The 23,733-nt window shown below is 75.3% G+C and carries 20 protein-coding genes and 3 tRNA genes; 10 read left to right on the top strand and 13 right to left on the bottom strand.

The features are described 5' to 3' along the window. The first annotated feature begins 64 nt into the window (after positions 1–64). Both PATMI_RS37615 and PATMI_RS30985 read left to right on the top strand, forming a co-directional pair. Positions 65–976 (top strand): thioredoxin domain-containing protein, encoded by a 912-nt coding sequence (locus PATMI_RS37615; protein ID WP_051471879.1) that lies wholly within the window; start codon positions 65–67, stop codon positions 974–976. 123 nt (positions 977–1,099) lie between these two features. Continuing rightward, the gene (locus tag PATMI_RS30985; RefSeq protein ID WP_051471882.1) at positions 1,100–2,059 is read left to right on the top strand and encodes an alpha/beta hydrolase; all 960 of its coding nucleotides are present in this window, start codon (positions 1,100–1,102) and stop codon (positions 2,057–2,059) included. A gap of 3 nt (positions 2,060–2,062) precedes the next feature. Here PATMI_RS30985 and ligD read toward each other — a convergent pair whose 3' ends face one another. Further along, the gene (gene ligD / locus PATMI_RS36020) at positions 2,063–4,756 is read right to left on the bottom strand and encodes a non-homologous end-joining DNA ligase (protein ID WP_084270021.1); all 2,694 of its coding nucleotides are present in this window, start codon (positions 4,754–4,756) and stop codon (positions 2,063–2,065) included. A gap of 71 nt (positions 4,757–4,827) precedes the next feature. Here ligD and PATMI_RS30995 point away from each other — a divergent pair, with 71 nt between their 5' ends. Further along, entirely contained in the window at positions 4,828–6,048 is a 1,221-nt protein-coding gene (locus PATMI_RS30995) for a CynX/NimT family MFS transporter (protein WP_051471884.1), read from the top strand. 9 nt (positions 6,049–6,057) lie between these two features. On the opposite strand, the gene PATMI_RS0116900 is transcribed toward PATMI_RS30995, so the two are convergent. The 4 genes from PATMI_RS0116900 to PATMI_RS0116915 form a co-directional block, all read right to left on the bottom strand. Further along, positions 6,058–6,759, bottom strand: coding sequence for a stage II sporulation protein M (locus PATMI_RS0116900; protein WP_157260821.1), 702 nt, complete (start codon positions 6,757–6,759; stop codon positions 6,058–6,060). A gap of 231 nt (positions 6,760–6,990) precedes the next feature. Beyond that, positions 6,991–7,755 carry a hypothetical protein gene (locus PATMI_RS0116905; RefSeq protein WP_026911737.1) on the bottom strand — a complete coding sequence of 255 codons (765 nt, stop codon included), beginning with the start codon at positions 7,753–7,755 and terminating at the stop codon, positions 6,991–6,993. A gap of 95 nt (positions 7,756–7,850) precedes the next feature. Further along, positions 7,851–7,921 (bottom strand) — tRNA-Trp (locus PATMI_RS0116910). A 51-nt stretch (positions 7,922–7,972) separates the two neighbouring features. Further along, positions 7,973–8,464 (bottom strand): hypothetical protein, encoded by a 492-nt coding sequence (locus tag PATMI_RS0116915; protein ID WP_026911738.1) that lies wholly within the window; start codon positions 8,462–8,464, stop codon positions 7,973–7,975. Between the two features lie 142 nt (positions 8,465–8,606). Here PATMI_RS0116915 and PATMI_RS31000 point away from each other — a divergent pair, with 142 nt between their 5' ends. Then, on the top strand, positions 8,607–10,136 hold the full coding sequence (locus PATMI_RS31000; RefSeq protein ID WP_245604186.1) for an MFS transporter: 1,530 nt from the start codon (positions 8,607–8,609) through the stop codon (positions 10,134–10,136). A 31-nt stretch (positions 10,137–10,167) separates the two neighbouring features. On the opposite strand, the gene PATMI_RS0116925 is transcribed toward PATMI_RS31000, so the two are convergent. The 3 genes from PATMI_RS0116925 to pheA all read right to left on the bottom strand — a co-directional run bounded on the left by PATMI_RS0116925 (position 10,168) and on the right by pheA (position 12,575). After that, complete coding sequence (locus PATMI_RS0116925; protein WP_026911739.1) at positions 10,168–10,539, bottom strand: hypothetical protein; 372 nt, start codon at positions 10,537–10,539, stop codon at positions 10,168–10,170. A gap of 117 nt (positions 10,540–10,656) precedes the next feature. Further along, positions 10,657–11,673: a prephenate dehydrogenase gene (locus tag PATMI_RS31005; RefSeq protein WP_051471886.1), complete on the bottom strand. Its 1,017-nt coding sequence runs from the start codon at positions 11,671–11,673 to the stop codon at positions 10,657–10,659. Continuing rightward, positions 11,670–12,575, bottom strand: coding sequence for a prephenate dehydratase (gene pheA / locus PATMI_RS31010; protein ID WP_051471888.1), 906 nt, complete (start codon positions 12,573–12,575; stop codon positions 11,670–11,672). Before pheA ends, PATMI_RS31005 begins: the two co-directional genes overlap by 4 nt. A 46-nt stretch (positions 12,576–12,621) precedes the next feature. On the opposite strand from pheA, the gene PATMI_RS0116940 reads away from it, so the two are divergent. Then, positions 12,622–12,692 (top strand) — tRNA-Gly (locus tag PATMI_RS0116940). A 391-nt stretch (positions 12,693–13,083) separates the two neighbouring features. Continuing rightward, a tRNA-Pro gene (locus PATMI_RS0116945) sits at positions 13,084–13,157 on the top strand. A gap of 90 nt (positions 13,158–13,247) precedes the next feature. On the opposite strand, the gene PATMI_RS0116950 is transcribed toward PATMI_RS0116945, so the two are convergent. Next, positions 13,248–13,604 carry a nuclear transport factor 2 family protein gene (locus tag PATMI_RS0116950; RefSeq protein ID WP_026911740.1) on the bottom strand — a complete coding sequence of 119 codons (357 nt, stop codon included), beginning with the start codon at positions 13,602–13,604 and terminating at the stop codon, positions 13,248–13,250. A gap of 210 nt (positions 13,605–13,814) precedes the next feature. Between PATMI_RS0116950 and PATMI_RS0116955 the strand changes: the two genes are divergently transcribed. Further along, positions 13,815–14,624 (top strand): hypothetical protein, encoded by an 810-nt coding sequence (locus tag PATMI_RS0116955; protein WP_157260822.1) that lies wholly within the window; start codon positions 13,815–13,817, stop codon positions 14,622–14,624. A gap of 16 nt (positions 14,625–14,640) precedes the next feature. Here PATMI_RS0116955 and PATMI_RS34850 read toward each other — a convergent pair whose 3' ends face one another. Continuing rightward, positions 14,641–15,144, bottom strand: coding sequence for an HPP family protein (locus PATMI_RS34850; RefSeq protein WP_084270022.1), 504 nt, complete (start codon positions 15,142–15,144; stop codon positions 14,641–14,643). 81 nt (positions 15,145–15,225) lie between these two features. Here PATMI_RS34850 and PATMI_RS31025 point away from each other — a divergent pair, with 81 nt between their 5' ends. Together PATMI_RS31025 and PATMI_RS34855 are read left to right on the top strand one after the other, a co-directional pair. Further along, on the top strand, positions 15,226–16,191 hold the full coding sequence (locus tag PATMI_RS31025; RefSeq protein WP_051471893.1) for a LysR family transcriptional regulator: 966 nt from the start codon (positions 15,226–15,228) through the stop codon (positions 16,189–16,191). A gap of 70 nt (positions 16,192–16,261) precedes the next feature. Further along, positions 16,262–18,655 carry a sensor histidine kinase gene (locus PATMI_RS34855; protein ID WP_051471894.1) on the top strand — a complete coding sequence of 798 codons (2,394 nt, stop codon included), beginning with the start codon at positions 16,262–16,264 and terminating at the stop codon, positions 18,653–18,655. Between the two features lie 11 nt (positions 18,656–18,666). On the opposite strand, the gene PATMI_RS0116980 is transcribed toward PATMI_RS34855, so the two are convergent. The 3 genes from PATMI_RS0116980 to PATMI_RS0116990 form a co-directional block, all read right to left on the bottom strand. After that, positions 18,667–20,394 (bottom strand): alpha-amylase family glycosyl hydrolase, encoded by a 1,728-nt coding sequence (locus PATMI_RS0116980; protein WP_084270023.1) that lies wholly within the window; start codon positions 20,392–20,394, stop codon positions 18,667–18,669. A gap of 118 nt (positions 20,395–20,512) precedes the next feature. Beyond that, positions 20,513–20,950, bottom strand: a complete 438-nt coding sequence (locus tag PATMI_RS0116985; protein ID WP_026911743.1) for a PaaI family thioesterase — start codon at positions 20,948–20,950, stop codon at positions 20,513–20,515. Positions 20,951–21,022: 72 nt separating this feature from the next. Continuing rightward, positions 21,023–22,567 (bottom strand): DHA2 family efflux MFS transporter permease subunit, encoded by a 1,545-nt coding sequence (locus tag PATMI_RS0116990; RefSeq protein ID WP_026911744.1) that lies wholly within the window; start codon positions 22,565–22,567, stop codon positions 21,023–21,025. Between the two features lie 244 nt (positions 22,568–22,811). Between PATMI_RS0116990 and PATMI_RS31035 the strand changes: the two genes are divergently transcribed. Further along, positions 22,812–23,733, top strand: a 922-nt coding sequence (locus tag PATMI_RS31035; protein WP_169738387.1) for a patatin-like phospholipase family protein, incomplete at its 3' end; no start/stop codon positions are given.

The raw sequence follows: 23,733 nt of genomic DNA on the forward strand, positions 1-23,733 counted from the left end.
CCCCGTGGGAGCCGGGCGACGCACCGACCGCTGGCGGTCGGGCGTACGGGGTAGGGGCCGGGCGATGGCCGCCCCCGACGCATCCGGATCCCCCGACCCCGAGGATCCCGCGCCGCCCGACGACCGGTCGGCGGACCGGCCGCGGGTCGAGGTCACGCTCTTCACGGACCCGGCGTGCCCGTTCGCGTTCTCGTGGGAACCCGTCCGCTGGGCGCTGCGGTGGCAGTACGGCCGGCAGCTGCGCTGGCGGACGACGATGATCGTCCTGACCCGCGAGGAGGGGGAGGCCGAGAAGCTCGCCGGGGGCGCCGACGGCCTGCAGGAGGCGTACGGGATGCCGATCGCGCGCGGCCCGCACGCCCGTCCCGCGTCGAGCGAGCCCGCGTGCCGCGCGGTCGTCGCGGTACGCCTGAACGCCCCGGAGCACGAGGAGGCGCTGCTCCGTCGCATCCGTGTCCGGACCATGGCGGGCGGGCTGCTCGACGATCCGACCCTGCTCGCCGCGGCGGCGGTCGACGTCGGCCTGGACCCCGTCCGCGTCCAGACGTGGGCGGCGACCGCGCCGGTCGCGATCGCGCTCGACGAGGACGCCACGGCCGCGCGGACCCCGTCCCCGAGGGCACGGGCGCTCGACCACCGCCTCGGCGGTCCCGCCGGCGAGCGGCGCTACAGCGCCCCGAGCCTCGAGCTGCGGCTCCCGTCCGGCCCCGGCGTCGCGAGCGTCCCGGGCTTCAACTCGCACCCGACGTACGAGATCGCGCTGGCGAACCTCGACCCCGCGCTCCGGCGCCGCGACGCCCCCGACGACGTCCCGACGCTCCTGGACTGGGCCGGCGTGCCGCTCGCGACGGCCGAGGTCGCCGCCATGATGCGGATCGACCGGGACGACGCCCGCGAGCGGCTCGAACGCGTCGCGACCCGCATCGATTCCGGCGCCGACGCGTACTGGGCCCTGCCGGACCGCGCGAGAACCTGAGCAGCCCTCCCGGCGCAGCGGTCCACGGCCGCGCATCGCCGGTCCCCCACGGCGGTTCCACGGCCCCTCGCGGACGCCCGAACGCGAGTGGTGGACGCCCTCCCGACGGCCCATGCTTCGCGCATGAGCTACGGCCCCGCCCACCGCACCTACGCCCGCGACCACGACGCCTGGCGGACGGTCCAGCCGCTGCTGCCCGCCGCCATGCGGACCCTCGGCGACGAGCCGGAGGAGGAGGCGTGGACGAGCGGGGCCGCGACGCTGCACCTCGACCGCTACCGGGTGGAGGACGCCCCGGCGACCGTCGTCGTGCTCCACGGCGGCGGCGGGCACGGGCGGCTCCTGTCGAGTGCCGGGCGACTCGCGCGGGACGCCGGCATCGAGGCCGTGATGCCCGACCTGCCCGGGTACGGCCTCACCGACGCGCCGCCGTCGGACCGCCGCTACGAGGCCTGGGTGCGGCTCGCGGCGGGACTGGTCGTGGCCGAGCGGGAGCGCAGCGGTCGCCCGCTGGTGGTCGCCGGGATGAGCCTCGGCGGGATGCTCGCGTGGCACGTCGCGGCGTCGCTGCCGGTCGGCACGGTCGCGGGCGTCGTGGCGACGAACCTGCTCGACACCGCGGACCCGGCGGTCCGGGCGGCGGTCGTCCGGCACCCGGCGCTCGCGCGCGTCGCGCCGGCCGCGCTCCGGGCGCTGCCGCGACGGCTCGACGACCTCCGCGTGCCGCTCTCGCTGGTCGGGAACGTCGGCGGGATCAGCAACGACCCGGCGGTCACCCGGGCGCTCGTCGCCGACCGTCGCGGGACGGGCTCGCGGGTCGCCCTCGGCTTCCTGCGCACGTGGCTGGCGTACGAGCCGCCGGTCGCCCCGGAGGACTGGGAGCACGGCCCGGTCCTCCTGGCCCACCCGGGAGCGGACGCCTGGACGCCGACGGCGCTCAGCCTGCGGTTCTTCGACCGGATCGCCGGCCCGAAGCGGTTCCTCGAGCTCGAGGACGGCGGCCACCTGCCGATGGAGGAGCCCGGCCTCACGACGATGCGGGACGCGATCGCGGGGCTCGTGGCGACGCCCGCCGGCGGGTGAGTCCTAGCCGTTCAGCTCCGGCAGCCGCTGCTCCAGCGTCAGCAGCGGCGCGAAGAGGTCGCCCCGCCGCGCCACGCGCTCGAGGGTGCGGTCGGCGGTGAAGACGAGGGTCTCGGGGTCGTCGGAGCGCTCGCACGCCTCGACCTCGTCCCAGTCGATCGGCGTCGACACCGTCGGGCGGCGGCGGGCGCGCAGCGAGTAGACGCCGACCGTGGTCTTCGCCTGGTCGTTCTGGCTCCAGTCGATCAGGACCTTCCGGTGGCGGAGCTCCTTCGCCATCTTCGACACGACGAGGTCGGGGAGGTGCTTCTCCAGGAACCGCGCCAGCCACCGGGCGAACGGCTTCGTCTCGTCGTAGTCGCCAGCCTCGCCCAGCGGGGCGTAGAGCTGCATGCCCTTGGACCCCGACGTCTTGCAGACCGCCTGCAGCTCGAACCGGCCGAGGACGTCGCGGATCGCCAGGGCGACGCGGCAGCAGTCGACGATCGACGCGCCCGGACCGGGGTCGAGGTCGAACACGAGGGCGCGGGGGCCGGACACGCCGTACTCCGCGTCGGGCCGCCCGAGCGACAGCGACGGGTGCAGCTCGATCGCCGCGAGGTTCGCCGCCCACAGGAGCGTCGGCAGGTCCTGCACCATCACGAAGTCGACGGTGCCGTCCTTCTTCCCGTACGGCACGGTCGTCGTCGCGACCCAGTCCGGGCGGTGCTTGTCGGCGTGCTTCTGGAAGAACGCCTTCTCCTCGACGCCGTTCGGGTAGCGCTTGAGCGTCATCGGGCGGCCCCGCCAGTGGGGGAGGGCGACCGGCGCGATGGCCGCGTAGTACCGCAGCACGTCGGACTTCGTGAACCCGCCGGGGTAGAGCGCCTTGTCGAGGTTCGACAGCTTCAGCGTCCGCCCCTCGACCTCGACCTGGACGCTCTTCCCGGAGGACGGGATGAGCTCGTCGGGGTCGACGTCTGCGACCTCCGGCTCGGCATCGCCCGCCGCGTCCGCGGTCGGGTCGGATGGCGGCTCCGGCTCGTCGACGACCGTGGCCTGCACCGGCGCGCCCGTCTCGGGCCGACCGCCGAGTGCGGCGGCGAGGACGTCGTCGGGGACGTGGTGGGGATCGTCGGAGGCCGGCGCCTTCCCGTCCTCCGAGGACGTCGTGCCCGTCGACGCCGCTCCGCCCTTCGGGCCACGGGACGTCCGGGAGGACGCCCCGTCCTCGGACGGCGCTGCGGCCTGCTCATCCTCGCCCGCCGCGGACGGCGCCGCAGCCGTCTCCCGCACGACGTCCTTCGCGTCCTTGTCGTCCCGGAGGCCCTGGTAGGCGCCCTGGCGGATCGAGCCGTCCGACGTCCACTCGGCGAACCGGACCGCGACGACGAGCGAGGGGGTGCAGAAGCGGGCCTCCTTCGGCGGTTGCCGGCCGGCGAACGGGGACGTCTTGCGCTCCAGCCGCTCGAGCTTCGCCGTCAGGTCCTCGAGCGTGTCGCGGTCGAACCCGGTACCGACGCCGCCCGCGTACTGCAGTTCACCCGATTCGTCGAAGACCCCGAGCTGGAGCGACCCGAGGACGCCCGAGCGGCCGCCCTTCCCGGGCAACCACCCACCGACGACGAACTCCTGCCGCTGCTCGTGCTTCACCTTGACCCACGCCTCCGATCGACGCCCGGGACGGTAAACGGCGTCGGTGCGCTTGGCGATGACGCCCTCGAGGCCCTGCTCGGCGGTCGCCGCGAGGAGCCCCTCGCCCTGGCCGACGTACGCGGCCGGCGTCTGCCAGTGGTCGCCGTCGAGTCCGAGCTCCTCGAGCCGCTCCCGACGCTCGGACCACGGCAGGCCGATGAGGGCGTGCCCGTCGAGCCAGAGGAGGTCGAAGACCATGAGCGTCACCGGCCGCTCCTGCGCGAGCCGCTTCACCTGCGCGCCCCGCGCGTGCATGCGCGACTGGAGCGCCTGGAAGCTCGGCCGCCCGTCGTCGCCGAACGCCACGACCTCGCCGTCGAGGATCGCCTCGTGCGACGAGAGCTGCCGGTTCAACGCCCGCAGCTCCGGATAGGCGGGGGTGATGTCGTTGCCGGCGCGCGAGAACAGGTGGAAGCGCCCCGGCTGCGACCGGACCACCGCCCGGACGCCGTCCCACTTGACCTCGAACGCCCAGTCCTCGAGTCTTCGCGGCAGGCTCCCGGGCTTCGCGAGCATCGGCTCGATCGCGTCGGGCATGGGCTCCGCGTCCGCGTCGACCGGCGGATCCATGCGGTGGATCATCCAGTCCTTCGGGTCCTTGCCGGCGTGGAAGAGGGCGTGCTTCCCGGTCAGCCGGTCGCCGGAGAAGACGACGATGATCTCGTCCTTCCGCCACTTCTCCACCTCGAAGGTCCCGCGGTCCCAGATCGTCATCTCGCCCGCGCCGTAGTTGCCCTCGGGGATCGTGGCCTCGAAGTCCAGGTACGTCAGCGGGTGGTCCTCGGTGTGGACGGCCTTGCGGTTCTGCTCCGGGTCGGTCGGCAGGCCGCCCGGGATCGCGAACGAGGCGAGCGCCCCGTCGTGCTCGAGGCGCAGGTCCCAGTGCAGGCGCGTGGCGTGGTGCTCGTGGACGACGAAGCGCGGGGCGTCCTTTCCGGCCGACGCCCCGTCCTCGTCCCCGGAGGGCTCGGGGGTGTCGTCGAAGGACCGCTTGCGCCGGTACTCGTCGAGGGGCTCGGCCATCGGGGCCCACCGGTACCCCGCGTGGGCCCGTGCCACCCGGACCCGCGGCCGCCCGTGCCACGATGCAGGGGATGTCGCTCCGCCCGGACGACGCGGCGGCCCCGCGGGGCGTCCGCGGCGAGCTCCTGCTTCTGGGCGTCGCGGTCGCCCTGTTCTCGCTGAACCTGCGGCCGGCGCTCGTGGCCGTCGGGCCCCTGGCGCCGCAGCTGCGCGACGACACCGGCCTGAGCGCGGCGTCGACGAGCCTGCTGACCACGCTGCCGCTTGTCTGCTTCGGGCTCTTCGCGACCGTCGCTCCGCGGCTCGGCCGGCGGGTCGGCCTGGAGCGGGCGCTCCTGATCGCGCTGGCGCTGCTCGTCGGCGGGATCGCCCTGCGGGTCGTGTCCCCGGTGGTGGCGCTGTTCGCCGGCTCCGCGGTCGCGGGCGCCGGCATCGCGATCGCGAACGTCCTCCTGCCCGGGGTGGTCAAGCGGGACTTCGCGGACCGGACCGGCCCGATGATGGCGGTCTACTCGGTGGGGCTCAACGGCGGCGCGGCGCTCGCCGCGGGGCTGACCGTCCCGCTGCAGGACGCGCTCGGGCTCTCCTGGCGCGGGGCGCTGGCGCTGTGGGCCGTGGCCGCGCTGGCCACCGCCGCGCTCTGGCTGCCTCGGGCGCTCGGGGCCGCGCCCGCGCCGGTCGCGGCGTCGGCGCACGCCCGCGGCGTCTGGCGCTCCCGGGTCGCGTGGGCCGTCGCGCTCTTCATGGGCCTCCAGTCGCTCGAGTTCTACGCGATGTCCGCCTGGCTGCCGACGCTGCTGCAGGACGACGGGACGTCCGCCTCGACCGCCGGGCTGCTCGTCGCGCTGATGAGCGTCGCGAGCATCGGGGCGTCGCTCGTCGTCCCGGTGCTCGCCGCCCGGTCGCGACGGCAACGGGGCCTGACCGCGTTCGCGGCGGGCTGCTTCGCGATCGGGCTCGTGGGGCTGCTCGTCGCGCCGTCCGACGGCGCTCTGGCGTGGGTCCTCGTGCTGGGCCTCGGACAGGGGACCGGGATCAGCCTCGCGCTGACGCTGTTCGTCCTGCGCTCGCGGACGCCCGAGGGGGCCGGCGAGCTCTCCGGCATGGCGCAGACCGTCGGCTACCTGATCGCGGCCGGCGGGCCGCTCGGCGCCGGAGCGCTGCACGACCTCAGCGGCGGCTGGACGCTCCCGCTCGTCGCGCTGCTGGTGCTGCTCGTCGCGATGGTCCCGGCGGGGTGGCGCGCCGGGGCGGACCGGATGCTCGAGGACCCGTCGCCCGCGGAGCCGTGAGCGCGCGGCTCAGAAGAAGTCCGAGGCGATGACGACCTCGACGAACGCCGAGGCGATCACGACCGGCACGGCGATGATCACGCACGCGGCGACGGCCGCCAGGAGCTCGCGGTTGCGGTCGCGGCTCTCGAGCCACAGGGCCGCCGCGAGGGGCAGGAAGACGGCGATCAGCTCCGGCACTGCGTGAGGGAGCAGGCGGACGAGGATCTCCGCGGAGGTCATCCCCCCCTTGCCGGAGAGATCGGCGAGCGAGTGCCCGAGGATCAGCGCCTGCTGCAGGATCGAGTACATCGTCAGCGCGACCACCAGGAGCAGCGCGGGCGTGGCCGCGTTGCGGTGGATCCACGCCTGGACCCCCGACATCTCGCCGGCCTGGATCGGCAGCGACCGGCGCACCAGGTACGTCGCGAAGCAGACCATCAGGTGCAGCAGGAGCACCGTGAAGTTGCGGCCGAGGATGAACCAGAAGTCGGCCCAGCGGGCGCTCGGGTCCGCCGCGATCAGCGACCCGCTGGTCGCCTCGGGCGTGGCGGAGACCGACACGATGTACGTGGCGAGAAGCAGGATCGCCGCGATCGCGGCGCTGATCCCTACCCACGGCAGGAGCTGCGACGGTCGCTCCGACCATGAACGCAGGGCCACGCGGCTGTCGGCGATCGCCGCGTTCCGGGCGGCGAGGCGCGCCGCCGCGGTGTCCTGTCTCGTCGCCATGCCCCGATCGTACGGGTCGGTCCCGGCGGCGACGCCCGCTCGATCGTCCAGCCGCGCGACGCGGACCACCTGCACGAGCGTCGGATCGCCGTCGCAGACGGGCGTGGGTGCCCACGATGGGCGTCCATCGATCGTCCAGGCGACTCCTGTCGGCCGTCGGTCTTCCGTCCAGGCGTCCGTCGCGCCCGGTGGCGCCGCGGATGCCGCCCCGGCCCGGGGCGGCGGGGCGACTCAGGGGCCGACGGCCTGCGCGTCCGTCAGCCGGCGGACCGCCGCGGTCATCAGCTGCTGCTGCACGGCGTCGTCGACCCCCACGAGGGCGAGCAGCGCGAGGCCGCGCCCGACGCGGGAGGTGGCGATCGAGATCGACACGTCCTCGGTGCGTCCCTCGGCCCGGACCGTCACCGACACCCGGTACGCGCTGGGGCCCGAGCCGCCCGTCAGCGCCGGCGTCGACTCCTGCGGCGCGCTGACGGTGCCGCCGGCCTTCTTCGCCGCGTCCCGGACCTGATCGAGGCCCGCCTTCACGATGCAGTCGCGATTGAAGTCGCTGTTGATCGACTCCAGGCTGCGGAGCGCCTGCGCCGGCGTCTCGTACAGGTAGACGGCGCTGCCGACCGAGCTGTCGCCCTTCCGGAACAGCTCGGTCCGCGCCCGCCCGGAGGTGGCGCGCTTGGCGGCGACGATCGCCGGGCACGGGCCGTCGACCTCGTCCTTCCCGCCGACCTGGCCGCCCGTCCACGTCCCGGGGAGGTCGGCCCGGACGAGGACGCCGTCGCGGGCGGTCGCCTTCTCCTGCGCCGCGCTGCCGGCGGGCGCCGACTCGATCTCGGCGGCGGGAGTGGCCGCCGTGGTCGTCGGCGTCGTCGCGGCGGTGGTCGCGGGGGCCGTGGTCGTCGACGGTGAGCGGGCCTCGGTCGTCGGGTCGTCGTCCCCGCCGCCGCACCCGGCGAGGAGGACGGCGGTCGCGAGCAGGGGGAGGGCTGGGCGCATCATGGGCGCGAGCCTACGGCGTCGACCGGCGGTCCGCCCGGGCGCCGGACCCGGTCCCGGAACGCAGGACGCCCGGCGGGACCGGGCGTCTGGAGAGGCGGGGGATGGAGGAATCGAACCTCCCGTTGCGGTTTTGGAGACCGCCGTGTTACCGATACACCAATCCCCCCTCGGGGTCGCACATGGTACCCAGAGGACCCTCGGACCGTCGGCTCGCCCGTCAGCGCGGGAGCGCGCAGCGGGTCACGGCGTCGCTGCCCTGCACGGAGATGACGAGCGTGGAGGCGTCGCCGAGCTGGTCGTCGTAGGACCCCTGGCGGGCGGCGTCGCACCAGATCTGCGCCTGGCCCTCGTCGGCGGCGGTCGCCCGGGCCGTGCCGTCGCCGCGCACGGAGATGCTCGGGCGGTCCCCGTCGACCGTCGGCGGCTTCTGGACCGTCACCGTGGTGGTCGGGGGCGCGGTGCCGCCGCTCGTCCCGCCCGTCGTGGCGGTGCCGGCACCCGGAGTGGTCGCGGTGCTCGTGGAGGGCACGACGACGGTGGTCTGCGGGACCGCCTGGGTCGACGTCACGACCGGCGCCTGCGCCTCGGTGGTCGTCGAGGCGGCGGATCCGGTGGACGTCGTGGTGTCGTCGTCGCCCGAGCCGCCGCAGCCGGCGAGGGCGAGCGCCCCGCAGGTCAGGGCGACGGCGGAGGCGGAGGAGAAACGCATGGACAGGTGATACCGCGGGACCCGGATGCGGTGGGCCGCGCGTTGCAGGCACCCCGCCCGCGGCCGGCACCGCGGGTGCCTACGATCACCCGGTGCCCCCGTCCCGCCCAGCGCCGTCCGTCGCGACCGGCGCGCGTCGACCGTGAGCGTCGCCGGGGAGGACGCCCCGACGACCCGCCGCGGCTGGGTCGTCGCCGGGCTGATGGCCACGCTGGCGCTCTCGGCGCTGGAGGGCACGATCGTCGCGACCGCCGCGCCGCAGGTCGTCGGCGACCTCGGCGGCTTCTCGCTCTTCGGCTGGGTCTTCTCGGCCTACCTGCTGACGCAGACCGTCACGATCCCGCTGTACGGCAAGCTCGCCGACCAGTACGGCCGCAAGCCGGTGCTCCTGATCGGCGTCTCGATCTTCCTCGCGGGCTCGGCGCTCTGCGCGGCCGCGTGGGGGATGGTGGCGCTGATCGTCTTCCGGGCCGTCCAGGGCGCGGGGGCGGGGGCGATCCAGGCCACAGTGCAGACCGTCGCGGGCGACCTCTACGCGGTGGAGGACCGCGGGAGGATCCAGGCGCGGCTGTCGAGCGTGTGGGCGGTCTCGGCGCTCGCCGGTCCGGTGCTCGGCGGGGTGCTCGCCGAGACGCTGTCGTGGCGGTGGATCTTCGTGCTGAACGTGCCGGTCGGCCTGGTCGCGATGGCGATCGTGTGGCGGCACCTGCACGAGGACGTCCGGCGCCGGGCGCACCGGATCGACGCGCTGGGGACCGCCCTGATCTTCGCGTCGGCGGGCCTCCTGGTCTTCGCGCTGCTGCGCGGCGGCGCCGCGTGGGACTGGCTGTCGGCCCCCAGCCTCGCGATCCTGGCGGCCTCGGCCGTCGCGGCGCTCCTCGCGGTCCGGGTCGAGCGGCGGGCCGAGGAACCGGTGATGCCGCCGTGGGTGTGGCGGCGCAGGGCGTTCGTGGGCGCGAACCTCGGCATGGCCGGGCTCGGCCTCCTCTTCGCGGGGCCGTCGATCGTGCTCCCGGTCTACGGCCAGCTCGTGCTGGGCCTGAGCGTCGCGGTGGCGGGGCTCCTGCTCGCCTCGATCCTGATCGCGTGGCCGGTCGCGTCGTCGCTGGCCCCCCGGCTCTACCTGCGGGTCGGGTTCCGGCGGAGCGCGATGCTCGGGGCGATGCTCTCCCTCGCCGCGACCGCGGGGTTCGTCCTCCTGCCGCACGAGCCGTCGGTCGTCCCGGTGCTGGTGGTCGGCCTGGTGCTGGGTGCCGGGTGCGGGCTGCTCTCGGTCCCGCTGGTGGTGTCGGTGCAGACCGAGGTCGGGTGGGAGGACCGCGGGGTCGCGACGAGCACGGCGATGTTCTGTCGCGTGCTGGGGCAGAGCCTCGGCGCCGCCGTGTTCGGGGCGATCGCGAACGCGACGCTCCACGCGCACCTGCGGGACGCGCCGCAGGACCTGCGGGCGCAGCTGCCCGCCGACGTCGACGGGATCAGCCGGACCCTGCAGGGCGGCGCGGGGCTGGACGACCGCGCCGCGACGTACCTCGGCACGGCCGTGACGGCCGCGACGGAGCACGTGTTCCTTGGACTGGCGGTCGCGGCGGCCGCGACCCTGGTGGTGCTCGCGCTCGTGATGCCGCGCGTGGCGCCGCCCGTGCCGTCGGGGGCGACGGCGCCGGCGGACTGATCCGCCGCCGTCGGCCGCCCGGGGGATCGGGCTACTTGCCGACGTTCTGGAGCTGCTTCTGGGCGTCCTCGAGCTGCTTCTTCGCGTCGTCGGGGAGGTTGCCCTGCTCCTTCGCGGCGTCGATCGCGTCGTTCGTGGCGTCCTTGGCCTTGTCGGTGATCTCGCCGGCGCGCTGCTCGAGCTCCTTCTGGACGTCCTCCGCCGAGCGCTTGCCGGAGCGCACGTCCTCGGCGGCCTTCTGGGCGTCCTCCTGGAGCTGCTTGCCCTGCTGCTGGAGCTCGACGCCCTGCTGCTGGATCTTCTCGGCGGCCTGCTTCTCGTCGTTCCCGCCGCAGGCGGCGAGCGTGATCGTGAGGAGGGCGGCGACGGGGAAGGCGATGAGGCGGGTCTGTGTGTTCTTCATGGTCCGTACCGTATGGGCCGGATCGGCCCGCCGCCGCGTCATCCGACGCATTCGGCGCGTACCGCTCGTCGCGTCCCGGACGGTCGGGTGGGAGCCCGTGCGGGCCACCACCGAGCGTTACGCGCCGGCCCCGCTGCGCTCGCCCACCAGACGGCCGTCGCCGGCGTCGGCGAGGCCCCGCACCGCGACGCCGCGGGCGCCCAGCGCCAGCAGTCCCGGCCAGCCGTCGGCGACGACCACGGGCTCCCAGGACGGGGCGGTCCACCGGGCCGCGGCGATCGCGTCGTGCGCCGCCACACCGCGGTCCCAGGCGGCCTGGAGGTCGTCGTGCTCCCCGGCGCGCAGCGCGGCGGCCGCGGCGCGCAACCCGTCGGCGGCCGCCTCGAGCGCGTCGGCGGTGGGCGTGGCGTTGGCGTGGAGGATCTCGACCCAGAGCCCGGACGGGGCGCCCGCCACGCGCGTCATGTCCCTGAGCGCGCCGCCGGAGAGCACCGCGGCCAGCGGCCCACCGGCCGGCGGGCCGGCGGCGAGCTCGGCGAGCGTCCCCGCCACGACGTGCGGCGCGTGGCTCGTGGCGGCCAGCGCCCGGTCGTGGTCCTCGGGCGTGCACGCGACGAGGCGCGCGCCGAGGGCGTCGAGGACCGGCGCGGCGGTCAGCAGGGTGGCGGTCGTGTCGGCGACCCCGTCGGGATCGTCGGCGGGCGGGCAGACGGCCCAGGTGGCGCCGTCGAGCAGGTCGGCCCGGGCCGCCGCGAAGCCGCCGCGCTCGGCGCCTGCCAGCGGGTGCGCCGGCAGGAACCGCCCCGCGGCACCGGGCACCCGCGCGCGGACCTCGTCGACGACGGGCCCCTTCACCGACGCGGTGTCGACGACGACCAGGTCGGGGTTCGCGGACAGCGCCGCGGCGGCGACCTTCGCGGTCGCGTGCGGCGGGACGCAGAGCAGCAGCACGTCGACCGCGCGCGCCGTGGCCTCGGGCGATCCGTCGGCCGGGACGCCGAGGTCCTCGCACCACGTGCGCGGGTCGGGCCAGACGTCGCACCCGCGGACGTCGACCCCGGCCGCACGCAACGCGAGGAGCGCGGAGCCGCCGATCAGCCCGAGCCCGCAGACCCCGACCCGCGGACCGCTCATCCGCGCGCCGTCCGCGCGAGCATGCGCTCCAGGCGCCGGTCCTGGTCGCCGTCGCCGGCGGAGCCCCGCTTCTCGGGCCGGGTCGGGTCCTCGGGGTAGGACCCGAGGAAGCGGACGTCGGCGGTGCGCTCGAGCAGCCCGACCGTCGCGTCGCGCACGCGGGCGTCGTGGAGGTGCCCCTCGACCTCGACGAAGAACACGTACTCGCCCAGCAGCTCCTTCGTCGGCCGCGACTTGATCGCCGTCATGTTCACGCCGCGGCCGGAGAACTCCTGCAGCAGGGACACGAGGCTGCCGGCGCGGTTCTGGTCGGGGAAGAGCACGAACGCGGAGCGGTCGCGGCCCGTCGCGGCGGGGCTCTCGTGGCCGAGGCGCAGGAACCGGGTCGAGGCGCGCTCGTCGTCCCGGATGCCGCGCTCGGTCGCCACGAGGCCGAACTGGGCACCCGCGTCGGGCCCGGCGAGCGCGGCCCAGCCGGGCCGGGCCTCCTCGGCGACCTCCCGGCAGGCGACGGCGTTGGAGCTCGCCGCGCGCGTCTGCAGCCCGTGCCGGCGGATGAAGGTCTGGCACTGCGCCAGCCCGACGGCGTGGGAGACCACGCCCGTGAGCGGCGCGTCGTCGCCGGGCAGGCGCCACAGGTCGAAGGCGACGGGGATCACGCGCTCGGCGACGATCACGACGTCCTCGTCGGTGGCGATCAGGAGGTCGAGGTTCGCGGCGACCGGGCCGTCGAGGCTGTTCTCGAAGGCGATCACCGCGCCGTCCGCCGATCCGCCCGTGACCGCGGCGATGACCTCGTCGGCGTGGTCGAGGGCGACGAGCCGCTCGCCGGCCCGGGCGAGGTCGATCGCCGCGCGGTGGGTGAAGGTGCCCTCGGGCCCGAGGAACGCCAGGTCGGCCATCCGGCGAGCCTACCCGGCGCCCTCCTGGCTAGACTGCGACCTCCTCGCGGGCGAGGTGTTGTGGTTGCACAGGAGCCTTCCAAGCTCTTAGGGCGGGTTCGATTCCCGTCGCCCGCTCCTTCCGGCCCGGCCGACCCACCGGCGGCCGGCGGCCCGATGCGACGAAGGCCCCGGTCGGTGACCGGGGCCTTCGTCGTTCCTGCAGCTGCCGCCTGGGTATCCCGCGCCCGCCCTACTGCTGCGGACGCGGGGGTCTTGGCGGTTCCATCAGCTGGTGCGGCGGGTGGAAACGGTGCGGGCGGTGTTCGGCATTCGGTGGCTCCTCGGTGGCTCTTCGTCCTGCGGTGTCATCCATAGAACCACCCGTTCCTTGGCACGAGGGTGGGGTGACCTCTGGAGTTCCTAAGGGTTCGGGAGCAGGCGGGTAAGCGGCGGCGAACCGGGGGCTCTCGGCGCCCGACCGGTCGGCCGACCGCCGAGCGCCCGCTGCGGTAGCCTTCCGCGTCCTCGGGGAGTGGCGCAGTCTGGTAGCGCACCCGGCTGGGGGCCGGGCGGTCGCAGGTTCAAATCCTGTCTCCCCGACTGAGGAACGAAGGACCCGCACCGGCGGGTCCTTCGTCGTTCCGGGCCCGGTCCGGCGACGACCGTGGCCTCGCGCTCGCGGTCGCCGGGTCAGGCCGCGGAGTCCGTCGTGCGGAGCACCGAGATCCTGCCGGCGTCGATGACGAACGCCTCGACCCGCCGGAAGGGCCGTGGCGGTCCGCCGTCGGGCGACCGGAGGCGTCCGCCGCCGACGGTGAAGCCGCAGCCCGGCCCCGCGAACAGCCGGTCGACCGAGGAGCGGGCCCGCCCGGTCGGGAGCTCGGCGGTCAGGCGGGTGCGGAAGGCGTCGCACCCGTCCGCCACCGGGAAGCCGTTGCGCTCCCAGCGGAGGTCGTCGGTGACGCACGCGACGATGCCGGCCACGTCACCCGCGGCGCGGGCGGCGATGTAGGCCTCGATCAGCTGGTTCTCGGATGACGCGGGCATGGGGCTCCCGGTGCTCGTCGGGGCCGGGGATCCGGCCGGTGCGACGATCGTGCCGTCCGGCGCTCTCGGTGACCAGAACCCGATGTCCCCGCGTCGCGATGACGAACGTCACCTCCGGGTCGGCGAACGGCGTCGGATGGACCACCATCGGTCCGGCGGATCCGCCATCCGGCCGATGACGGGCCTGCGGCCACGGCCTAGAGTCCGGCCATGGACAGGATCGTCTCCCGACCGGCCACCGGACCGCGACGTCGTCGCCTACGTCGACGCCCCGTCGCGGTGCTCGGCCTCTCGCTGCTCGCGCTGATCGTGACGCCGTCCGGGGCGCTCGCCGCACGCGACGCCACGCCTAAGGAGCTCGCCGCGTTCGCCGCCGCCAACAACGTCGGCGACGGTCCGCAGTGCCTGACGGACGAGGACGGGACGTCGCCCGTCGCAGGGACCGACCTCGAGGGCCGCGTGTCCGAGCTGGACCCGACGTGGGGATTGTCGTACAGGTCGGGTGCGTGTTCGATGGCCGAGGGCCGGACGCTCTACCGCATCGTCGGCGGCACGTGGACGGTCGTGACCACCGTCAGCGGATTCAACTACTGCCGGGCCGTCTCCCCGGCGCTCCCCGACCGCGTCGGCGAGGAGCTGGGCATGTGCGACCCGACGCCCGGTGGGACCGTGCTCGGCGCGCCGGGGCTCATGCCGAACGGGAAGGGATGGGGGGCCTCGCGCCCGCGGATCATCTACAACGGGGGCGTCCCGAGCGGGCTGATCGTGAAGATCCGGTGGAAGCACTGGGGGTCGCGCACCGCGACCGGACGCGGGCGGACGTTCATCTACAAGCCCCAGGGCGGCTACTACCGGGGGTCCGTCCGGGCGCAGCTCCGAGCCGGCCGGTTGGGCACCTGCACGACCGGCGGACGCAAGACGTACCGCCGGCTCGAGGTACGGGTGCCGTCCCGCCCGGGAGGGAAGCTCGGCCGGTGGTTCTCCTGGAGCGGCGCCCAGGACCTCTGCAGCATCGACTGACGGGACGGTGGCCCGGTCAGCTGTTCGGCGCCGCCTCGAGCGCCGGCCGCCGCACCGGGTACCGCTGCCCGTGCAGCAGCGGCGACAGCACCATCGTGGTCGCCACGAGCGTCGCGGCGCCGAGCAGGACGACGGTCAGCGGGAACCAGAGGTCGCCCTGGTGCTGGATCGCCACGGCCGCGGTCGCGACGGCCGGGGCGTGCAGGACGTCGAGGCACATCATCGCCACCGCGGCGACCGAGGCGGCGAGGGCCACCGCGAGCGCGCCGCCCCCGAGACCGGCGAAGACCGCCACGCCGACGCACGCACCGACGAGATGTCCGCCGACCACCCGCCGCGGCGCGACGCCGGGGAGGTGCGGAGCGCTGTGCTTCAGCGCGGCCGTCGAGAGGAACGGCGCGATCAGGAGCGGGGAGCCGAGCGTCCGCCCCAGCGCCGCGACGAGCGCCGCGCTGCAGAACACGCCGAGGCCCATCCGGGCGAGGGGCGGCAGGTGGGGAGGGACCGTCGGCAGGGGCATCGCGGCGACGGAGCATGCCGACCACGACCGTTCGGATCCAATATCAAGTGGTGACCGTTCGATCAGCTATCGTGATGACGCGTGAACGTCCGGCACCTGCGGTTCTTCGTCGCGCTCTCCACCGAGCGCCACTTCGGCCGCGCCGCCGCGGCCTGCCACGTGTCGCAGCCCGCGCTCTCGATGGCGATCCGCCGGCTCGAGGCCGAGCTCGGCGTGCGGCTCGTCGAGCGCGGCGGCGGCAGCACCGTCGGGCTGACGGAGGCGGGGGAGGCCCTCGTCGACCGCGCCCGCGCGACCGTCCGCGGCGTCGACGACATCGAGGCCGAGGCCTCGCGGCTGCGCGGACGACTGACGGCGACGCTGCGGCTCGGCACGGTGCCGACCGCCGTCGCGGCGGCGCCCGCGCTCGTCGCCCCGCTGCTCCGCGCCCACCCCGGCGTCCGCACCGAGATCCGGACGTCGTCGGGGCGCGACCTCCTGGGGCGGGTCGCGCGGCACGAGCTCGACGCCGCGCTGGTCTACGAGGACGACGGCCTCGCCGGCGTCCGGAGCACCGCGCTCTACCGGGAGCGCTTCGTGCTGGTCGGCGGCCGCGACGACGACCCGCCCGGACCGGTGTCCTGGGGGACGGTCGGCGGGCTGCCGCTGTGCCTGCTGACCCCCGAGATGCAGCAGCGGACGATCCTCGACGACGTGTTCCGCCGCGCCGGCGCGACGGTCCGCCCCGTGGCGGAGGCCGACGCGCTCCCCGCCCTCCTCGGGTTCGTCCGCGAGGGCTGGGCGACGGTGCTCGGCCGGACCTGGTTGTCCGGGCAGCGGCTCCCTGCGGACGTGCGCGTCCGGTCGATCGTCGACCCGGTGATCGAGCCGACGATCACGCTCGTGACGGCCGCGGCGGGGCCGGCGACCCCGGTGGTGCGGGCGCTCCTGGACGCCGTCTCCGGCCTCGACGTCGAGGAGCTCCTGGGCGCCGCAGGCGTCCACGACGAGGGACGGACAGGCCCCGCGGCCGCGTCGGCCTCCCCGGGGAGCCCGTCACCGGCCTGAACCACCCGGGATCGGATCCTCGCCGACGGATCGGGCGGGGCGTCGCGCATCCGATCTAGGCTCTGAGGCCGTGCCTCCCGCCTTCAGCGACGCGTGGGTCCGCCGCGCGGCACCCGAGGGCGCGGACCTCGCGGGACGCGGCTCGCGCGTCGCCCGGCTCATGCTCTCGGTGATCCGGCCGATGACGGTCGCGATCGCGCTGCTCCTCGGCCTGCTGTCGCCCGACGTCCAGACGCTGCCGCTGGTGCTGCTCGCGGCGGTGGGGTTCGCGGAGACGGCGTGGACCGCCCGGTGGCTCCTGCGCGCCACCGTCGGGGACGACGACCCACGGGCGCTCGGCCCGCTGATCCTCGACGCCGCGCTCCTGATGGTGGCGATCGGCCTGAGCGGCGGCGCGGACTCGTACGTCGTCTTCATCGTGATGGTGCTGCCGATCGCGGCGGCCGTCGTTGCGGGCCCCCGGGCGATCGTCGTCCTCGGCGTCGTCGGCATCGGGGGTTTCGGCCTCGTCGTCGGGTGGGGCGCGGAGCTCGCCGTGTTCGCCGTCGAGGGGGTCTGGGCCGTGATCGTGGCGATCGCCGTCGGGCGCCAGCGCGGGATCCTGCTCCGGCGCCTCGCGCAGATCGACGACTCGGTCGCGGCGCTGCGGGCCCCGGGACGGCAGGTGCGGGACGGGATCGGACCGGAGCTCCGGACGACCGTCGTCGCCCCGATCGCCCGGGTCCGGCAGGCGCTGCGGGATCCCGCGTCGCCGACCTCCGCGGTGCTGCACGAGCTGGCGGACCGGGTCGGCGCCGCGTCGGTCCGCGTCCGCTCGGTGGTCTCGGAGCTCCACGCCCCGTCGGGCCGGCCCCGCGGCCTCGACGGGCCGCTCGTCGACCTGGTCGCCCGGCGCGCGCCGACGGCGCGGACCCACCTGGCGGTCGGCACGGCGCGGGACCGCCGGTTCGACGCGCTGCTCGTGTCGATCGTCCGCGACGCGCTCACCGTGGTCGCGACGCCGGACAGCACCACGGTCGCGATCGACGTCGTCCCCGACGGACGGGGCGCCGTGATCCGCGTCGTCGCGACGCCACCCCCGGTCCGCGATCCCGAGGACACCGATGAGCGCCACCGGGTCCTGGCCCTGCGGGTGGCCGGTGCCGGCGCTCGGCTCGAGGTGGAGGACCCGGCCCGCGGCGTCGTCGTCGTGAAGGTCCGCGACCTCCGGGCCCCCGACGGGGAGGACCCCCGCACCGCGCTCGCGGGCGTCCGGGGCGTCCGGCGCGTCATCGCGGTCTGCCGCATGGTGGGCGCGCTCGCCGGGTTCGCGGTGGCGCTGATCGCCGGCGGCAACGATCCGGGCTGGGGGCTCGCGGGCCTCGCGGTGATCGTCGTCGGCGCCGCGACGACGGCCGTGCTGGTCACGCGTCCGATCCGCGCGCCGGTGCTGCTCCTGCTCGTCGCGATCGACACGATCCCGATCGTGTGGCTGTGGTCGGTGGTGGGGCCGGACACCCAGCGCTTCCTGCTGCCGATCGGCATGATGCTGCCGGTCGCGTGGGCGTTCGTCGCCGGACCGGGCCTGCTCCTCGCGATCGACGTCGGCATCGTCGGAGGGCTCGCGGCGTACCACGACCTCGGGCCGGCGGGCACCCCGGCGGCCCTCGCCGGCGTCTGGGCCGCCTCCGTCGGCATGGTGCTCGCGACGGCCGGGAAGATCCTCGCGTCCCAGCTGCGGGACGCCGCGCTCCGGCGCAACCGGTCGGTGCAGCGGATGCTGGAGGGGGAGGAGGGCGAGCGGCGGCGACTGGCCGCCGACCTCCACGACGACGCGCTGCAGCTCCTCCTGGCCGCCCGGCAGGACCTGATCGAGGCCGCGGACGGCGATCCGGACGGCGCGGGCCTCGCGCTCCAGGCGCTCGACGAGGCCGACGCGGCGCTGCAGTACGTGCTCGACGAGCTCGACCTCGACGACCGCGCGCCGCTGGTCGAGGGCGGGCTGCGGGCGGCGCTCGGGCAGATCGCCACCGACGTCGAGGCCCGAAGGCGCGGCCCGCGGATCGTGCTGCACGTCGACCCCGCGGCCGAGGGGCACCGCGACGGCCTGATCGTCCGGGTCGCGCGCGAGCTGCTGACGAACGTCGTCCGGCACGCCACCGCGACCGCCGCGCACGTCAGCGTCGTCTCGACCCCGGACGGTCTGCGCCTCGAGATCGCCGACGACGGCGTGGGCTTCGACCGCCGGCTCGTCGAGGACGCGGCCGAACGCGGGCACGTCGGGCTGGCGACCATCGACGAGCGCGTCCAGGAGGCCGGCGGCACGACGTCCCTGCTCGACACCGACCGCGGCGGCGCGCTGGTCCGGATCGACGTGCCGGTGCCGCGGGCCGGCGTGGTCCACGCCGCGACGGCGAACGGCGCCGCCGGGGTCGCCGTCCCGGGCACGGCCCCTCCGCAGGACCCGGCGGGCGGCAGGGCCTGACCGTCGCCCGGTCAGCGCCGCTCGACCACCGCGCCCTGCCACGGGGCGAGCCGCAGCGCGTCCGGGGTCGTCCCGTCGTCCGCGCGGTCGGTCGCCAGCAGCACGTGGCCACCGGGCAGCCGCACGTCGGTGCCCGAGAGGTTCACGTGGCAGTCGAGCGGGCCGCGCCGGAGCGTCAGGACGCCGTCCGCGAGCACCGGCAGCTCCATCGGGGCGCGGTGCAGCTCGGGCCGGGCGCGGCGCAGCGCGATCAGGTCGGTCGTGAACCTCAGGTGCGAGTCGGGGTCGCGCTCCTGGGCGGCGACCGAGGTGACCCGGGGGTCGTGGGCGGGGAGCCACGGGGTGCCGGTGGTGAAGCCGGCGTGCGGCGCGTCGTCCCACGGCATCGGGGCGCGGCACGGGTCGCGGCTGTCCTTGCCGGGCAGCCCGCCGTGGGCGAGCGGGTCGCGGGCGTCGGCGAGCGGGACGGGCGGCGCGTCGCCGAGCCCGAGCTCGTCGCCGTAGTAGAGCATCGCCGTGCCCCGCAGGCTCATCAGCAGGAGCAGCGCGCCGCGCACCCGCCGCTGGTCGCCGCCGAGCCACCGGGTGACGTACCGGGACCCGTCGTGGTTCGACAGCGTCCAGACCGGCTGGGCGTGCGCCGGCAGCACCCGCTCGGTCTCGGCGACGATCGACCGCAGCGGCCCGGCCTCGTACGGCTGGCCCATGAAGCGGAAGTTGAACGCCATGTGCAGCTCGCTGCCGGGCCCCGCGCCCGCGGCGCCGTAGTAGCGCGACAGCGCCTGCAGGTCGTGCGTGTTGGTCTCGCCGAGCAGGATCGGCCGCCGCGGGTGTCGGTCGACGAGGGCGCGCCAGTCGCGCAGGACGTCGTGGACCTCCGGCCGGTTCATCGAGTAGACCGGCCGCTGCCCGCGGAGCCGGACGTTCGTGCGGTCCTCGGCGGTCGCGGGCGGGTTGTCCCGCAGCTCGCGGTCCTTGACGATCGCCTGGCAGACGTCGATGCGGAACCCGTCGACGCCCAGACCGGTCCAGTGGCGCAGGATCGTGCGGAACGCCCGGCGGACGCGCGGGTCCCACCAGTTGAGGTCCGGCTGCCGTGGCGTGAAGTTGTGGAGGTAGTACTGCCCGGTCGGCGCGTGCCACCGCCAGGCGGGCCCGCCGAACATCGAGACCCAGTTGTTCGGCGGCGACCCGTCCGGCCGGGCGTCCGCCCACACGTAGAAGTCGCGGAACCGCGCGTCGCGGGACGAGCACGCGTCGACGAACCACGGGTGCCGATCGGAGGTGTGGTTCGGGACGACGTCGTGGAGCACGCCGACGCCCTGCTCGTGCGCCTGCGCGAACAGCTCCCGTGCGTCCTCCGACGTGCCGAAGTCGGGGTGGACGGCCAGGTAGTCGGAGACGTCGTAGCCCCAGTCCGCGTCCGGACTGGCCGTGATCGGGGTCATCCAGATCCCGGACACCCCGAGGCGTCGCAGGTAGGGCAGGCGTGCGGCGACGCCCGGGAGGTCGCCGTGGCCGTCGCCGTCGGTGTCGAGGAACGACCGCGGGTACACCTGGTAGAGCACGCCGTCCCGCCACCAGCCCGGGCGCAGGGCCTCGGGCGCCCACGCGGGGTCGGGTGCAGTGGTGCGCGCCGCGGGGTCGCCTGCCGGCGCGGCCGCCGACGCGCCGGGGCGGACGCGGGTGGCCGTCGCCGCCGGATCGGTCTCGCGCGTCGGTGGTCGGAGGTGCGACATCCACCCGGAACGGTGGCGGACGCCGCGGACGTCTGCGCCGCGACCGCCGCCCGAGGACGACCGTCCGGGGCACGCGGGGTCGGGCGGGTCCGGCGGCGCGGGTGGCGGCGCGGCGCGCTCAGGCCGGTGGCCGCACCGAGCGGATCGTCCCCTGGGCGACGGCGCACACGGTCTCGGTGCCGTCCTCCGCGACCTCGACGACCTCGCACCGGCAGACGGTCTGCCGGGCGGTGGCGTGCACGACGGTCGCCCTGGCGCTGAGCGTGCCGGTGCGGCCCGGCCGCACGTAGTCGATCGTCATGCCGGCGGTCAGCACCGCGGGCCCGAGGACGGAGCCGCCGGCGAACGTCAGCGCGTTGTCGGCGAGGTAGGCGAGGACGCCGCCGTGCACGACCCCCTGCTGCTGGCGGAGCTCGTCGCGGACGTCGACCTCGAGCGTCGCCCGGCCGCCCGCGATCGTGGCCAGCCGCGCGCCGATGAGGCGGCTGAAGGGCTGGCCCCGGAGCGCGCGGGCGGCGGCCTCGGGGGTCAGCAGGGCGTCGGGTGCGGGGCTCATCGTCTGGACCTCGGGTCGGGGACTCCCCGAGGATCCCCGGTCGCCCGGCGGCACGTGCGGCCGGGGCCCGGCCTACTCGGCGAAGACGGGCGGAGCGGCGCCGGGGGAGGCATCCGCCGCCGGCCGGAACCTCATGAGCGCCATCCCGAGCGCCGGGAGGAACGCGAGGGCGAGGAGGGCGACGGCCCAGGCGAAGGTCCCCCCGAACGCGCTCGCCAGCGGCTCCGCGATCGCCTCCCGCTGGGCACCGCTGAGGCCGTGGACGGCCTCGAAGCCCCCGCCGCTCCCGGCACCCTCCAGCTTCGAGCCCAGCCGGTCCTTGATGTTCGACGCCAGGATCACCGACACGATCGCCGTGCCGATCGACGCGCCGGACTGCCGGATGATGTTCATCGCGGTGCTCGTGCGGGCGATCGCCTGCGGCGGGACGGCCTGCATCGCGGCGGTCATCGTCGGCATCATCGAGAGGCCCATCCCGAGCCCGAGCACGAACCCGAAGGACGCGAGCAGCGCCAGGGGCGTGTCGGCGTCCACGAACGCGAACGGCGCCATCCCGGCGACGAGCAGCGGGATGCCGAACGCCGCGAGGCGGTTGGGGCCGTAGCGGTCGGTGAGCCGGCCGGCGATGGGCATCGTGATCATCGCGCCGACGCCCTGCGGGATCAGCAGGAGGCCCGACCCGAGCGCGGACTCGCCGCGGACCGACTGGTAGTAGAGCGGCACGAGCAGCAGCGCACCGAAGAACGAGATCGAGAACAGCAGGAAGACGCCCGCGGCGGCACCGGCGCGGGTGCCGACGAAGGTGCGGATGTCGATCAGCGGCTCCTTCGTCGTCCAGCTGTGGCGCAGGAACGCGGCCACGAGCACGGCGCCGACGACGATCGGCCCCCACGACTTCAGCGCGCCGAAGCCGTCGCTCGAGGACTCCGCCAGACCGAAGATCAGGACCGTGAGGCCGGGGGAAAGCAACAGGAGCCCGATCCAGTCGAGCTTGTGCGCGCCCTGCGGCCGGTCGGTCTCGAGCACCTTGAGCGCCCCGACGAAGCCGACGATCCCGATCGGGACGTTGATGAAGAAGATCCAGCGCCAGGAGACGTCGTCGACGAGCCAGCCGCCGAGGACGGGTCCGACGATCGGTGCCACGAGCATCGGCACGCCGAGCGCCCCCATGACCCGGCCCATGCGGTGGGGGCCGGCCTTCTTGGTCATGATCGTCATGACCGCGGGCATGATCATGCCGCCGCCGACGCCCTGCAGGACGCGGAAGAAGATGAGCGACCCGGCGCTCCAGGCGAGGCCCGACAGGATCGATCCCGCCATGAAGAGCACGAGCGACCAGAGGTAGATCCGCTTCGTCCCGAAGCGGTCGGACGCCCAGCCGGTGAGCGGGATCACCGCCGCCAAGGCGAGCGTGTAGCCGGTGACGACCCACTGGATCGTCGTGATCGTGGAGTCGAAGTCGGACGCGAGGCGGTCGATCGCGACGTTGATGATCGTCGTGTCGAGGATCGACATGACCGCACCGATCATCACGACGCCGGCGACGATCCAGGTGTCCCGGTCGATCGGGTCCGAGGCGCCCGGCGCCGCGGCCCGCGCAGGAGGGGAGGAGGACATCGGGCAATCGTACAGTCACTAGAAGAATCTAGCGACTGAATGGCGTGTTGCCACTCGCGCGATCGCCCGGGCGACGGGCCCTCGCGTGCCCGTGTGACGACCTCCACGGGCCGGGGAGGGAGCGGATGCGGCTTCCGGGGTACATGCTCTCCTGCAGATGCCGCTGTTCTCCGACGATCAACGCACGGACGATCCTGTCCGGCTGGACATAGATGAACCGTTCGCGGGTGTCGATCATGTGAACGTGGACGACATCACCCGAGTGCTGGAGCGCCGACGCGCCGGGCACCCCGACCCGTACAAGGTCGCGCTCTGCATCGAGGGCGGCGGGATGCGCGGCGTCGTGTCCGCCGGGATGGTCGCCGCGCTGCAGGAGCTCGACGGCGCGCGGCTGTTCGACCACGTCTACGGCTCCTCCGCCGGCGCGCTCAACGGCGCGTACTTCCTCGCCGGACAGGCCGACGCCGGTCTGCCGATCTACTTCGAGGACCTCCCCGAGCGCCGCTTCGTCTGCTGGCGCCGCTACCTCCGCGGGGGTCCGCTGCTGCACCTCGACGACCTGATCGACGAGGTCATGACCCACGTGCGGCCGCTCGACTTCGAGGCCCTGCACCGCAGCCGTCCGACCTTCCACGCGCTCGCCTACGACCTGGCGGAGCAGCACGTCGTCGCGATGCCCGACCCGCAGGACCGCGAAGGCCTCTTCGAGCGCCTGCGCGCCTCGTGCCGCGTCCCGGTCTTCGGCGGCCCGCCCGTCGTCCACGGCGAGCACGCCTGGTGCGACCCGCTGCTGCACGAGCCGATCCCGTGCCGGACCCCGCTCGCCCTGGGCGCGACCCACCTCGTGGTCCTCTCCACCCGGCCGACCCCGAACCTCACGCGGGCCGGCGTCGTGCAGCGCTCCTTCGAGGGACGCCTGCTGGCCCGCTGGGACCCGCGGCTCGCGGCGTCGATGGTCGCCGACGGCACGACCCCGTACGACGACGCCACGCTCTTGGAGGACCTCGTCGAGGCCGGTCGCGCGCTCGTGATCGCCCCCGAGGGGCCGATCGTGGGCCGCCTGGAGACCGACCCCGTCGCGCTGCGCGCCGGCGCCGACCGCGGACGGGCGGCCGTGATGGCGTCCGAGGCCCTGACCGGCGGCCGGATCCCCGAGGCACCCGCCG

The organism is Patulibacter minatonensis DSM 18081 (assembly GCF_000519325.1).
Taxonomy (GTDB): Bacteria; Actinomycetota; Thermoleophilia; order Solirubrobacterales; family Solirubrobacteraceae; genus Patulibacter; species Patulibacter minatonensis.